Here is a 14,071-nt window from a genome sequence, read left to right as displayed (position 1 = left end):
GGGTGTCTCGTTCCGTCCAATGCCGTCAGACGTGGTACACGTCGAGCACCTGGCGGATATAGTCGTTCTTCAGCACGATCTTTTTCTTCGCAATCAGCAGGCGATCGTCCACCTTGCGAAACGTGACGTAGATGGTGCCGAAGAACTGGTCCGTGAACCGGTAGCGATGGTTCAGCGTGTTGAAGTTGTATCGAACGTCTATCTCGTGCTCGCGTTCGCCCAGCACTTCCACATTGGTCACGTTGTGACTGGTGCGGGGTTCCGGCATCGACGCGCCGCTACGTTCGGTCTTGATGCGGAAGACGCGGTCCTCGAGCCCGCCGCGATCCGGGTAGTACATCAACGAGATCTGGCTGTGCGGGTCCGCCGTGAGCTCGTCGTCGTCATCCCAGGCCGGCATCCAGTAGACGACATCGTCGGCGTAGCACGCGAGCCATTCGTCCCACTGACGGTCGTCCAGAAAGCGCGCCTCCTGGTACAGCGTCGCGCAGATCGTCAGATAGTCGTAGCTCATGCCGTAGCCTCCGCCTGTTCCGTGCGCAGCGCTTCGCGCATCACCTGCGCCCAGTATTCGTGCTGAACCACGAAAAGGCCTTCATCCTCGCTGCGCTCGCCCGAGATCAGCGGGTTCAGGCCCATGCCCTTCGCGTTCTCGTCAGGTCCGTGAACCCACAGCGGAGCGCCGCGCGACATGTCGTTCCACATCGACGTGGTGCTGGCGTAACCCACCTGGCATGCGCGGAATTCTTCGAGGTCGTCGCTGGTGCCCATGCCCGAGACATTGAAAAAGTCTTCGTACTGGCGAATGCGAATCGCGCGGCTTTCCGCGCTTTCGCCCTTTGGCGCGAAGCAGAAGATGCTCACTTCCGTCCGGTCGACGCTGATGGGACGAATCACGCGAATCTGCGTGCTGAACTGGTCCATCAGGAAAACATTCGGATACAGGCACAGGTTGCGGGTCTGATTGACGATGTATTTCGCCTTGTCTTCGCCGACGCGGGCGGCAATTTCATCGCGGTGTTGATACACCGGCCGCACTTCCGGATTCATCGTGTTGGTCCAAAGCAGAATGTGACCGTGCTCGAAGCCGTACACGCCCGCCACCGATCTGCTCCAGCCGTTTGCGTCCACCGCCTTCGTGCCCTCCACCTTGCGGCGACCCATCGTTGCGGCATAGTTCCAGTGCACGGTGCTGACGTGATAACCGTCGCAGCCGTTTTCCATCTGCATTTTCCAGTTGCCTTCGTAGATGTACGAAGAGTTGCCGCGCAGCACCTCGAGACCATCCGGTGCCTGCGACACGATCTGGTCGATGATCACGCGTGTCTCGCCGAGATAGTCCTCGAGCGGCATCACGTCGGCGTTCAGGCTGCCGAACAGGAATCCGCGATAGTTCTGGAAGCGCGCAACCTTCTTCAGGTCGTGCGAACCCTGCTTGTTGAACTGGACCGGATACTCGGTGGTCTTCTCGTCCTTCACCTTCAGAAGCTTGCCGGTGTTCGAGAACGTCCAGCCATGAAACGGACAGGTAAAGCTGCCTTTATTGCCGTGCTTGCGACGGCACAGCATCGCGCCTTTATGAGCGCACGCGTTGATCGCAGCGTGCAGCTCGCCGGTCTTGTCACGCGTGATGACGACCGGCTGACGTCCAATCCACGTGGTGTAGTAATCGTTGTTGTCCGGCAGCTGGCTTTCGTGCGCCAGATACACCCAGTTGCTCTCGAAGATGTGTTTCATCTCGAGTTCGTACAGGTCGGCGTTCGTAAAGATGTCCCGGCGGCAGCGGAACACGCCGTTTTTCTTGTCGTCCTGAACGGCGTTGCTCAGCAGGTCGTCCAGTTGCCGGGTTTTGTCGATGATTGCAGACATGCGTCGTCTCCCTATGCGGGCTTCGTGATGAAGCCCTTTGCATCGGTTCGGAGAGTTTTCGGAAAGAAGAAAGAGGAGCAGGCAGCCAGTCGATCGGAAGACTGCCGTCCTGTGCGACTACGCAGTGATCGCTGCGCGGAGGCGATTGACGAGCTGGTTGTCCTTGCCTTGCACGAGCGGCGTCAACACGATGTTGAACTCGATCTGCCGGTACGCGTCGGCCTTGAGCCCCAACGCGGCGCCGCCGGTTTTCTCGACCACGTGCGGCACGAGCTCTTCGCGCGTTGCATAGGCGAAGTCATCCCAGATCAGCGGGTCGCCTTCGATGTTGATCTGCGTCGTCAGCTTGCGGGTCTTGTCGCTCGTGACGAAGAAGTGCACGTGCGCCGGGCGGTTACCGTGGCGTCCAAGCGCGTCGAGCAACCGCTGCGTTGCGCCTTGCGGGGGACAACCGTAGCCGACGGGCATGAGGGTGCGGAATTCGTACTGGCCATCGGCACCGGTCTTCACCGCGCCGCGAAGGTTGAAGTCGCTCTGTGCGCCCGTCGGGTCGAAGTGCGAGTAGAAGCCTTTCGAATTCGCATGCCAGCATTCGACGACCGCATCCGTCACCGGCTTGCCGTCGGAGCCCGTCACCGTGCCGCGAATCACGAGCGGACCCGCATCGTCGTCGGCGTCGAGGTCGATGCGGGACGTGCCATCGCGTACCGCGGCGCCTGCAACGTAGAGCGGCCCTTCGATGGTGCGCGGCGTGCCGCCATGAATGTCCGCTTCGCGATCCTCCGCATCCATGCGGATGTCGAGAAATTTTTCGAGTCCAAGGCCCGCGGCCAGCAGCGCGGCTTCGCCATCCTGTCCGAGTTTGTTGACGTAGTTCACCCCTGCCCAGATCTCGTCAGGCGTCATGTCGAGGTCGTCGATCGCCTTGAAGAGATCGCCCAGCAGCCGGTGGGTGATCTGCTTTGCGCGGGCATCGCCGTCGCGGCTTTCAAGGTTGGCAGCGGCCTTAAGCAGGTCCTGCACCTCCTTCGATTCGAACACTTTGACGCTCATGTCTGCTCCTGACTCTTTGATTTTGGCGGGGTTAACCCTCGTTTCCGACAGAACCGGATATGCCTGAAAGGTATAATCCGCCGTAGAAACAAGGTGTGAAGCCAGAATAGTGGACGCCCAAAGTCCTAGTCCAACACTGAATTAGTATTGGGCTATATCCAGGAGGTATTGAATGGAACTTCGACATCTCCGCTACTTCGTGGCCGTCGCCGAAGAGAGGAACTTCACGCGCGCGGCCGAGCGGCTCCACATCGCTCAACCGCCACTCAGCCGGCAAATCCAGCAGCTCGAAGAAATCCTGGGCGTTCAACTCTTCGAAAGAAACTCGCGCCCGCTGAAGCTCACGGAGACGGGCAAGTTCTTTTACGCGCACGCGGTGCAACTGCTGGCGCAAACGGCCGAGCTCGAATCGATGACACGGCGTGTGGGCAACATCGCGCGCAGCATGTCGGTCGGTTTCGTCGCGTCGACCCTTTACGGCTTGCTGCCGAAAATCATCCGCCGCTTTCGCGACGACAATCCGACCGTCGAACTCAGCCTTCACGAAATGTCGACGACCGACCAGATCCGGGCGCTCAAGGACGGGCGGATCGATGTGGGCTTTGGGCGCATCCGGCTGGAAGACGCCAACATCCGTCGCGTGGTGCTAAGGGAAGAACCCATGATCGTGGCGTTTCCCGTCGGGCATCCGCTCGCGCTTTCAAAACCCGTGATGGCATTGAAGGACCTCGTCAACGAGACGCTGATCGTCTATCCGAAAACGCCTCGTCCGAGTTACGCGGACCAGGTGCTCGCCGCGTTCAAGGACCGCGGACTGGAGCCGCGCAAGATCTACGAGGTCAGAGAAATCCAGATCGCGCTGGGACTGGTGGCCGCCGGCGAAGGCATCTCCATCGTTCCGAGCAGTGTCCATGGTCTTAAGCGGGATGACGTGAGCTACAAGGAACTGGACGATCCGACGCTGGTGTCGCCGATCATCATGAGCATGCGCGCGATGGACGAGTCCCGGGATATCAGCGAGATGCTGAAGCTGATTTACCGGTTGTACGAGGAAGAGACGATCCCGCACGTGGCGCTTACGGACAAGGCGCGCTAATCCAGGGCAACACGCACCCATACCTCGAGGGTATGACACTAGACGTCGATGGTCTTGGACAGGCGGATATTGCGCACGCAATACTTCGCCAACCCGTCCACTCCGCCATTTCAGGTATGAACGCCCACATTACGTCGATCGAAGCGATTCTGGTCGATCTGCCGACCATTCGCGCGCATCAGCTTTCCATGGCCACGATGCAGCAGCAAACCATGGTGATCCTCCGCCTGCGCGCAAGCGATGGCATCGAAGGTCTCGGCGAAGCGACGACCATCGGCGGTCTTTCCTACGGTGAGGAAAGTCCCGAAGGCATCAAGCTGACCATCGACACCTACCTCGCGCCCGCGCTGCTAGGACAGGACGCGACCAGTATCAATGCCGCGATGCTCAAGCTCGACAAGGTCGCGCGCGGCAACCGGTTCGCGAAGTCTGGAATAGAAACGGCCTTGCTGGACGCACAGGGCAAACGCCTCGGCGTGCCGGTGTCTACCCTGCTCGGCGGCGCAGTGCGCAACACGCTTCCTGTTTTGTGGACGCTCGCAAGCGGCGATACCCACCGCGATATCGAGGAAGCCGAAATGCTGCTCGCGGAACGCCGCCACAACACCTTCAAGCTGAAGATCGGACGTCGCAGCGTTCGCGACGACGTGGCGCACGTGGCAAAAATCAAAGCCGCGCTGGGCGATCGCGCGAAAGTCACCGTCGACGTGAATCAGGCATGGAACGAGGTGGACGCGGCCTTCGGAATCGAAGCGCTCGAATCCTCCGGCATCGACCTCGTCGAACAGCCCACGCCGCGCGAGCATCGTGGCGCGCTCGCCCGGCTTGCGGCACGTTTCGTTATCCCGATCATGGCGGACGAAGGCGTCACCGGTCCGGTAGACGCGCTCGAACTGGCGCGGGAAGCCGGTGCCGATGTCTTTGCGCTGAAGATCGCGAAGTCCGGCGGCATCTACGGAATGATGCGCACCGCCGCGATCGCCGATGCCGCTGGCATCTCCCTGTACGGCGGCACGATGCTGGAAGGCAGCATTGGCTCGATTGCGTCCGCGCACGGGTTCAGCGCGCTGCCGCAACTGTCGTGGGGCACTGAACTCTTCGGGCCGCTTTTGCTGAAGGACGACATCGTGATCGCGCGCCCGCAGTATCGCGACTTCGATCTTCATCTCCCTGAAGGACCGGGCCTCGGCCTGCAGATCGACGAAGAAAAGCTCGCCTTCTATCGCCGCGACCGGCGGCATTGAACGCTACTTCACGTTGTCTCGAGGAACACCATGCTATATCTGGTACGAATGGACGTGCATCTGCCGCACGACATGCCTGCGGCTCAAGCCGAAGAAATCAAGGCACGCGAAAAGGCCTATTCGCAGGACCTGCAGCGACAAGGGAAGTGGCAGCAGCTGCATCGCATCGTCGGCGAGTACGCGAACTACAGCGTCTTCGATGTCGAGACGCATGACGAACTCCATACCATCCTGTCAGCGCTGCCGCTGTTTCCGTACATGACGATGCAGGTCACGCCACTCGCACGTCATCCGTCATCCATTCGCTGACGCCGTCCTTACCGCCGCGATAGTGGATCAGCCCAGCGAGTATCCGCAAGCTGCGGCTTACGTCATGCGCCGCCGGGGCAGCACTACGCGTGCTGCCTGCCTGTCCTGATCGTGGGAGATTCGTCTCGCGGCTCGGATGGCGTTGTCGAAAGTCGATTCGGTCGCAACGTGTCGATGGTCGACGCTGACCAGCCAGCTGCCGTCCGCACAGCACCACCTGATGCGACGCTCGTCCACGAGGATCGCGAACCATCGCCATAGGTCGGCGTCATCGGCATTCGCCGCATGCGCAGCTTGTCGTCGCAACTCGTGCGAGCCCTCCGAGCCATTCCCGAACATCCGAGCCACCGCATTTCCCTCTCTCAGACGATCGCTTTGACAAGGTCCGGCACGACGGCGAACAGATCGCCGACGAGGCCGTAGTCCGCCACGCTGAAAATTGGCGCTTCTTCGTCCTTGTTGATCGCGACGATCACCTTCGAGTCCTTCATGCCGGCCAGATGCTGGATCGCACCCGAGATGCCGACCGCCACGTACAGCTGCGGCGCGACGATCTTGCCGGTCTGGCCGACCTGATAGTCGTTCGGCACATAGCCCGCATCCACCGCCGCACGCGATGCACCCAGCGCCGCACCGAGCTTGTCCGCGAGCGGCTCGAGCACCTGCGTGTAGTTCTCGCCGCTACCCAGACCGCGGCCGCCCGACACGATGATGTGCGCCGAAGTCAGTTCCGGACGGTCCAGCTTCGTCACTTCACGGCTCACGAACTGCGAGATGCCGGCATCGGCCGCCGCTTCGACCGTTTCCACTATCGCGCTGCCGCCTTCGGCTGCGACCGGATCGAAGCCCGTTGCGCGAACCGTGATGACCTTGACTGGGTCTTGAGATTGCACGATCGCGATTGCATTACCAGCATAGATCGGGCGTTCGAACGTATCGGCGCTATCCACTGCGGTGATGTCGCTGATCTGCGCGACGTCGAGCTTCGCCGCGATACGCGGTGCGATGTTCTTGCCATACGCGGTGGCCGGCGCGAGGATGTGCGAGTAGTCCTTCGCGATATTCAGCACCGTCGCTTCGACGTTTTCCGCGAGGCCCGCTTCGAGCTGCGGCGCATCGGCCAGCAGCACCGGATCGGGCGAAGCGGGTTCGTCGTCTTCCCCGAGATAGGCACCGATCACCTCCGGATTGCTCCGTATGGAGGCCGGCGGTCCTTCCGCGATTTTCTTGCCGTGATTGAGCACGACGATATGGTCCGAGACCTTCATCACGACGCTCATGTCGTGTTCGATCAGCAGGATGCCGATGCCCTCCTCGCGGCTCAGCGACGTGAGCAGCTCGGTCAGCTCGGCGGACTCGCGAGGATTCAGGCCCGCCGCCGGTTCGTCGAGGCACAGCAGTATCGGCCCCACGCACATCGCGCGCGCGATCTCGACCCGGCGCTGTACGCCGTATGGCATGTCGCCCGCGGGCTTGTTCGCGATGTCCCGAACGCCCAGGCGCTCAAGCCATTGCAACGCGTTTGCGGTAGCGCGTTCATGCGCGCGGCGATACGAACCCAGGTTCAACGCACCCGCAATCGAGAAACGCGAGGCATCCTGCAGCGCGTTGTGCTGCGCGACTATCAGGTTCTCGAGCACCGTCATGCGCGGAAACAGCCGGATGTTCTGGAAGGTCCGCACCACCTGCGCCCGCCGCGCCACGTTCACGCTGCGCATCGTATCGAGCTGCATCGTGCCGCGCTGCGGATGCTGCAGCGTGATCGCGCCGTGGGTCGGCCGATAGAAGCCTGTCAGACAGTTGAAGAACGTCGTCTTGCCCGCGCCATTCGGACCGATCACCGACGTGACCTGACCCGCGGGAGCCGTCATCGACAGATCCTCGATCGCCTTCAGGCCACCAAACTGCATCGTCAGGCTGTCCACCGCAAGCAGAGGCGATACCGCGTTCATGGCTTCACCTCCACATCGGGTGCGCTGACGGGTGCATTGACGGTTGCGCGTCGATGCCGGATCAAACCGCCCGGGCGCACGATCATGATCAGCACCATCGCGATACCGAACAGCAGCATCCGGTATTCCGAGAAATCCCGCCCCAGTTCAGGCAGCACGACGAGCACCGTCGCCGCGAACACGACGCCGAGCTGACTGCCCATGCCACCCAGCACGACGATGGCGAGTATCGTGGCCGACTCCGGAAACGTGAAGCTCTCCGGCGAAATGAAACCTTGCCGGGCTGCGAAGAACACGCCGGCGAAGCCCGCCAGCATCGCGCCGGTGGCGAACGCGGACAGCTTCACGTTGGTCACGTTCATGCCCATCGCCCTGCACGCAATCTCGTCTTCCCTGACCGCCTCCCATGCCCTTCCAACCGGCAACCGCCGGAGCCTCGCGACCAGCAGGTTCGTCAGCAACGCCAGCACGAGAATCAGGTAGTAGAGGAACACGATCCGCTGGCCTGGCGAATAGTCGATGTGGAAGAAGCTCGCGAAGGTCGGACCATCCGCCGATGCCTGCAACGGCAGACCGAAAAACGTGGGCCGTGGAATCGACGAGACGCCGTTCGGTCCGCCGGTCAAGTCGCTCCAGTTGACGAGGATCAGCCGGATGATTTCGCCGAAGCCGAGCGTTACGATGGCGAGATAGTCACCCCGCAATCTGAGCGTCGGATAGCCGAGCAGCATGCCGAACAGCGCGGCCAGCGCGCCTGCAACCGGCAACACCTCCCAGAAGCCGAGGCCGAAGTGGGTCGACAGCAGGCCGTACGTGTACGCGCCCACCGCATAGAACGCGACATAACCCAGGTCGAGCAGCCCCGCGAGACCGACCACCACATTCAGCCCCCATCCGAGCATCACGTAGATGAGCACGGTCGTTGCGGTGTCGATCGCATAGCGGTTCCCCGAGAACACCAGCGGCAACGCGATCGCGAATGCCACGCACGCCGTACCGGCCCACACCAGCCCGCGGTCGCCCGCCAGTTCCGGAGCAGGCCGCGAGCGCGAGCGCCGGACCGACAGAACGCTGAAACGCTCCCATCCCCACTGCGCGATCAGGCGCCCGGCGAACACACACGCAACGAATGCGGCGAGCAGCGGCCAGCGCGTTTGCACCTGCAGTCCCCCCATGCCATCGCGCGTGGTCAGCCCCAGCATCGGCAGCCCGACGATGGCGGCCACGACCGCGGCGCCGAACGCATCCTTGACGCGCACCGGCAGATCGATTGTTTTCATGGTCGTTGCGCTCATCAGACCTTCTCCACTTCCGGCCGGCCGAGCAGTCCGGAAGGACGGAACATCAGCACGATGATCAGGATGACGAACGTCGCAACGTCCTTGTATTCCGGAGACAGGTAAGCGGACCAGAACGACTCGATCATCCCGATGACGATGCCGCCCAGCATCGCGCCCGGCAGCGAACCGATGCCGCCCAGCACCGCGGCGGTAAACGCCTTGATGCCCGCCTCGAAGCCGATCGAGAAATCGATCACGCCGTAGTAGAGCGTGACCAGCACGCCCGCCACGGCGGCAAGCGCGGCGCCGATCATGAACGTGAGCGAGATGATGCGGTCGACGTCGTAGCCGAGGAACTGCATCATGCGCCGGTCCTGTTCGCAAGCGCGTTGCTGGCGTCCAAACGACGTGCGATTGATGAACAGCGTGAATGCGCCCATCAGCACGACCGTGACCGCGATGATCAGCACCTGGGTGTACGACATATAAGGCCCGCGCATGCCCTCATGCGAGAACAGCTCGACGCCGCCGTTGATGAGCGGCTGGATCGACTTGACTCGCGCACCCTGGGTGAGCTGAACCATGTTCTGCAGAAAGATCGAGATGCCGATCGACGAGATGAGCGGCGCGAGACGGCTCGATCCTCTGAGCGGCCGATAGCCGACCCGCTCCACGGTCCAGCCGAATGCCGAAGTCAGCGCGATGGTCACGACGAGCGTGACGATCATGCTGGCCAGAACCGACGTCACACCGCCGCCGGCAAGCAGCGTAAAGCAGGTCACGGCGATGAAGGCGCTGACCATGTAGATGTCGCCGTGTGCAAAATTGATCATGCCGATGATGCCGTACACCATCGTGTAGCCGATCGCGATCAACCCGTAGACGGCTCCCAGCGTGAGCCCGTTGATCATCTGTTGAACTGCCTGATTCATAGCTCCTCCGGTGATTCCTGGCGCAGGCGATGCGCCCCGCTGGGCGCATCGCCGCTTCGTCGAATTCAGCCCACCGGAGGGCTTATTTCACGTAGTCGTAGCTGTTGCCGTTCCACTTGTACACGACGTAACCCGGGCTCTTGAGATCGCCCTTCGAATCGAAGTCGACCTTGCCGACTACCGTGTCGAACGACGTGTCGCGCAGCTGCCTGACGATCGCGCCGTAGTCGACCGAGTTCGCCTTTTTCGCGGCCGCGGCGAACACCTGCATCGCCGCGTAGGAGTACAGCATGTAGCCTTCCGGCTCGACCTTCTGCGCGCGGAACGCGGCAACGACCTTAGCCGCCGACGCGTTCTTGCGCGGATCGGGCGGGAACGTGAAGAGCACCTTGCTGATTTCGGGGCCGGCCGCATTGACGAGTTCGGTGTTCGTCAGCGTATCGCCGCCCATCACCGTGAGATTCAGGCCGGCCTGCGCCGCCTGCCGCAGAATCAGCGCGACCTCCTGGTAGTAGCCTCCATAGGCGAGCACCTGGATGCCGTTCGCCTTGAGCTTGCTGACAAGACCCGAATAGTCCTTTTCGCCCGCCGTAATCGACTCGCGCAGCGCGACCGGCACCTGCTTCGCCGCGAAACCGCCAGCGATCGCATCCGCGAGTCCACCGCCATACGCGGTGCGATCATCGATCACCGCGACCTTCCTGCCCTTGAAATGCGTGGCGATATAGTCCGCGGCGACGAGGCCCTGCTGATCGTCGCGACCGGTGATACGGAACACGCCCTTGATGCCGCGCTCGGTGATTTTCGGGTTCGTCGACACCGTGATTTCCGGGATCTGCGCGTCGTTGTAGACGTCGGACGCCGGCAGCGTCGAGCTGGAGCACCAGTGGCCGTCGACGAACGCCACCTTCTTGTTCACGAAGCTGTTCGCGACCGACACGGCCTGCTTCGGATCGCACACGTCGTCGCCGACGGTCAGATCGAGCTGCTGCCCGAGTACGCCGCCGCTCGCGTTGATGTCCTTGACCGCCTGTTCCGCGCCTTTGCGGAACTGCTCGCCGCCGGACGCATATTCCCCTGTCATCGGACCCGCCACCCCGACCACGATATTCGCGCTGGCATACCCGGAACACGCTAACGCCAGCCCGCCCACGCCAAGCATCACACCCCAACTGCTCCAACTTTTCCGGCGATCCATAACCATCTCCCAAGCAGGCTTCGAGGCTGGGGCGGCCGGGTCTCGTCGGCTACCCCAGAGTCCCCCGTAGTTCGTTACGAGGTCGATCGAAGGTTGCCCGGGCCAAAAACGGCGCGGAATTCGATTGTCTGGAAGCAGGATTTAGGTGTCGGTTAAGCATGCGAAAACGCGGGACAGCACTGCGGAGAACGGCACAACTCCGAACGCTCGTTGCTGCGCCTCAAGGTAAACGCGGATGCGGCGACAACGTTTGCGCGTCCGGGAACCTGTGGCGCGGATGCAAATTGAGACGCAATGTCAATGACCCCAAAAGGCCCTTGCTATGTTCGCGCAGCAAATATTGGGTAAGGCATGACGGGGGGTTCTACACAAGAACGCCGACCGGCACATCGTCAGGCCGAGTCGGTGCGTCCCTGGCGGGCTGCCCGACACATATAAAACAAAGTCAGGGAATTGAGGTTAGGGATGAATCGTGGATACCGGATCGTGTGGAATTCGAGCCTGGGCATGTTCCAGGTGGCGTCTGAACTGGCGCATGCACACGGGGGACCGTCGGCGCGCGCAGAGCGCCGTCGTGGGATGGCGCCAGGCTCGCTGAAGGCCGTGGCGGGTGCGGCCATTTTCATGGCTGCGAGCACGCAGATGGCCATGGCGCAGGTGACGGTGAATGGCGGCACCGTGGGCAGCGATTACACCTTCGATGGCTCCGGCAACCTCTCGGTGACCGGGACCGTCACCGGGAGTGGCGGGTACGCAGTGGACGTCGCCGGCTCGATCGGTACGATCAGCAACGCCGGCCTGCTCGGAGAAGTCTACAACACCGGCACGATCGGCACGCTGAGCAACAACGCATCGATGACCTCCGGCGTCGATGTCATGAACAGCGGCACAATCAGCACGCTGAGCAACAGCGGCACGATCACGTCGCCCTTTGCTACGGCTATCCACAACCTGGCCGCCGGCACGATCGGCACGCTGACCAACACGGGACTGATCAGCAGCGGCTCCTCAGGTATCTACAACGCCGGCAGCATCGGCACACTGACCAACTCCGGCACGATCTCGGCAACCGCTTATTCGGCTGTCTACAACTACACCACTGGCACGATCGGCACACTGATCAACGACGGCAAGCTGTCCGGCACCTCGGCGGGCGTCTTCAACCGCGGCACGATCGGCACGCTGACCAACAGCGGACAGATCGTCGGCAGCTACGGTATCCACAACTTCGGCACGATCGGCACGCTGACCAACAGCGGCACGATTTCGGGCAGCACTGACGCCATCTATAACGAGACCAGCGGCCAGCTGACCTGGATCAACAACTCCGGTCTGATCGAAGGCAACATCGTGAACCAGACGACCGCAGCGCTCAACATCAGCGGCGGAACGGGTACGATCTTCGGCACGCTGACGGGCGCTAACGGCGCGGTCGGCACGATCAACAGTAGCTCGAGCGTGAGCTTCGTGTATGGCAACGTGCTGCTGAACGACGACATCGTCGTGTCGAACGCGAACCTCGCGGTCTATAACCTCAACTCCGTGCTGCAGATCAATCAGCCGGTCACGATCACCAGTAACTTCACCCAGCTGGGAGGCACGCTGCAGATTGGCGCGGCGAGTTCGACCCAGTCGGGCAAGCTGGTGGTGACGGGCAACACGTCGATGACGGGCGGCTCGGTGAACATCGTTTCGGCGGGCTACGCGCTGGCTGGCGGCCAGCGTTACGTGGTGGTGGATACGGCAGGTACCGCGACCTACGGTTCGGGGCTGACCTATTCGGCAGGCACGCTGACCGCGACGGGCAGCACGACGATCACTGGCGGCCACACGGATCTGGTGGTGACGCTGGCCGGGACGCCTACGCCGACGCCGACGCCGACTCCGACTCCGACTCCGACTCCGACTCCGACTCCGACTCCGACTCCGACTCCGACTCCAACGCCTACTCCAACACCAACGCCAACACCCGCGCCGACGCCCACCCCTACTCCGAATGCGTCGGCCGCGACCGCACCCAATGCGGCTCACTCGCTCGACGGTCTGCTGAGCTACAGCGGCGTCAGCAGCGCGACGCTGCTGAACCTGTATGACGCCACGCTGGGCTCGCTCAGCACCACGTCGAACGCACAGACCACCAACCATATCGGCAAGCAGCTGGCGGCGAGCAACAGCGGCTGGGCGCCGGCCGCGCCGACCTTCGAGTCGTTGGGCGTGGTCGACGCGCACGTGAACGCGTTGCGCCTCGCGTCGGGCGAAAGCGGCGTGGCGACCGGCGAGCGACCGGAACAATGGACCGCGTGGGGACAGGCGTTCGGCGGCCACGCAAGCCGCGGCGAGAGCGACCAGGTGGATGGCTACAGCGAGAACTACGGCGGCCTGCTGGTCGGCGCGGACCGCACCGTCGGCGAGAACTGGCGGGTGGGCGGCGTGTTCACGTACAGCAACACCGCCATCAACAACACCGGCGATACGGCTGACGACTCCACCCGCGTGAACGCCTACGGCCTGATCGGCTATGCGGGCTACACGGGTAAGCCGTGGTACGTGAATCTGTCGGGCGGGGTCGTGCAGCAGCACTACGACGAGACGCGCGTCATCGACAGCATCCAGGGTTTCGATGGCAAGGCCAGCGGCGAATTCAACGGCCAGCAGTACGTGGCGCGTGCCGAGGCCGGCTACCCGCTCGCGGTCGGCGGATTGACGGTCACGCCGCTGACCAGCCTGACGTACAGCTACCTGCATCAGGGCGGCTATACGGAGAGCGGCGGCAACGGTGCGGCACTGGCGGTCGACGCCAGCCACGCGAACTCGGTGAAAAGCAGCTTCGGCGTAAAGCTGTCGCAGGGCTTCACGACGCACTACGGGGAGATCGTGCCGGAGCTGCAGGCGCAGTGGGTGCACGAGTACGTGCACACGCGGCAGGTGACCGGCGCGCAGTACGCGGCGGACCCGACCGGCGAGACCGCGTTCACGACGGTCGGCGCAGCGCCCGTCGCGGATCTCGCGGACATCACGCTGGGCGCGACGCTGCTGAGGGCGAACAACCTGAGTCTGTCGGTGCGCTACGAACTGCAGGCCGCGCCGCGCTTCGTTTCGCAAACCGGGATCGTGCGGCTGCAGCAGCGGTTCTAACGT

11 protein-coding genes and 1 pseudogene are annotated in these 14,071 nt (G+C 62.6%); 4 read left to right on the top strand and 8 right to left on the bottom strand.

What is annotated here, in order from left to right; genetic code table 11:
• Positions 1-25 precede the first annotated feature (25 nt).
• From benB to catA, 3 genes are all read right to left on the bottom strand, one after another.
• Positions 26-514: a benzoate 1,2-dioxygenase small subunit gene (gene benB, locus DVS29_RS10605; protein ID WP_118180416.1), complete on the bottom strand. Its 489-nt coding sequence runs from the start codon at positions 512-514 to the stop codon at positions 26-28.
• The gene (locus tag DVS29_RS10600) at positions 511-1,869 is read right to left on the bottom strand and encodes a Rieske 2Fe-2S domain-containing protein (protein WP_118180415.1); all 1,359 of its coding nucleotides are present in this window, start codon (positions 1,867-1,869) and stop codon (positions 511-513) included. The genes benB and DVS29_RS10600 overlap by 4 nt, the downstream gene beginning before the upstream one ends.
• 117 nt (positions 1,870-1,986) lie before the next feature.
• Complete coding sequence (gene catA / locus DVS29_RS10595; protein ID WP_118180414.1) at positions 1,987-2,922, bottom strand: catechol 1,2-dioxygenase; 936 nt, start codon at positions 2,920-2,922, stop codon at positions 1,987-1,989.
• 172 nt (positions 2,923-3,094) lie between these two features.
• Between catA and DVS29_RS10590 the strand changes: the two genes are divergently transcribed.
• The 3 genes from DVS29_RS10590 to catC all read left to right on the top strand — a co-directional run bounded on the left by DVS29_RS10590 (position 3,095) and on the right by catC (position 5,571).
• On the top strand, positions 3,095-4,018 hold the full coding sequence (locus DVS29_RS10590; RefSeq protein ID WP_118180413.1) for a LysR family transcriptional regulator: 924 nt from the start codon (positions 3,095-3,097) through the stop codon (positions 4,016-4,018).
• A 116-nt stretch (positions 4,019-4,134) separates the two neighbouring features.
• Positions 4,135-5,262, top strand: coding sequence for a muconate/chloromuconate family cycloisomerase (locus tag DVS29_RS10585; protein WP_118180412.1), 1,128 nt, complete (start codon positions 4,135-4,137; stop codon positions 5,260-5,262).
• A 30-nt stretch (positions 5,263-5,292) separates the two neighbouring features.
• A complete protein-coding gene (catC, locus tag DVS29_RS10580) occupies positions 5,293-5,571 on the top strand; it encodes a muconolactone Delta-isomerase (RefSeq protein WP_118180411.1) in 279 nt (92 codons plus the stop codon).
• A gap of 362 nt (positions 5,572-5,933) precedes the next feature.
• On the opposite strand, the gene DVS29_RS37620 is transcribed toward catC, so the two are convergent.
• From DVS29_RS37620 to DVS29_RS10555, 5 genes and pseudogenes are all read right to left on the bottom strand, one after another.
• A complete protein-coding gene (locus DVS29_RS37620) occupies positions 5,934-6,851 on the bottom strand; it encodes an electron transfer flavoprotein subunit alpha/FixB family protein (RefSeq protein ID WP_420816097.1) in 918 nt (305 codons plus the stop codon).
• 108 nt (positions 6,852-6,959) lie between these two features.
• Positions 6,960-7,442 (bottom strand): annotated as a pseudogene (locus DVS29_RS37615) (ATP-binding cassette domain-containing protein); the annotation flags it as partial.
• A 77-nt stretch (positions 7,443-7,519) separates the two neighbouring features.
• Positions 7,520-8,818: a high-affinity branched-chain amino acid ABC transporter permease LivM gene (gene livM / locus DVS29_RS10565; protein WP_118180409.1), complete on the bottom strand. Its 1,299-nt coding sequence runs from the start codon at positions 8,816-8,818 to the stop codon at positions 7,520-7,522.
• Entirely contained in the window at positions 8,818-9,735 is a 918-nt protein-coding gene (locus DVS29_RS10560) for a branched-chain amino acid ABC transporter permease (protein ID WP_118180408.1), read from the bottom strand. The genes livM and DVS29_RS10560 overlap by 1 nt, the downstream gene beginning before the upstream one ends.
• Positions 9,736-9,817: 82 nt before the next feature.
• A complete protein-coding gene (locus DVS29_RS10555; RefSeq protein WP_276314299.1) occupies positions 9,818-10,897 on the bottom strand; it encodes a branched-chain amino acid ABC transporter substrate-binding protein in 1,080 nt (359 codons plus the stop codon).
• Between the two features lie 501 nt (positions 10,898-11,398).
• Between DVS29_RS10555 and DVS29_RS10550 the strand changes: the two genes are divergently transcribed.
• The gene (locus DVS29_RS10550) at positions 11,399-14,068 is read left to right on the top strand and encodes an autotransporter domain-containing protein (protein ID WP_118180406.1); all 2,670 of its coding nucleotides are present in this window, start codon (positions 11,399-11,401) and stop codon (positions 14,066-14,068) included.
• Positions 14,069-14,071: the final 3 nt, after the last annotated feature.

The sequence above is a fragment of the Paraburkholderia phosphatilytica genome (assembly GCF_003443895.1).
Lineage (GTDB): Bacteria > Pseudomonadota > Gammaproteobacteria > Burkholderiales > Burkholderiaceae > Paraburkholderia > Paraburkholderia phosphatilytica.
This window is presented reverse-complemented; position numbering and strand designations above follow the sequence as displayed.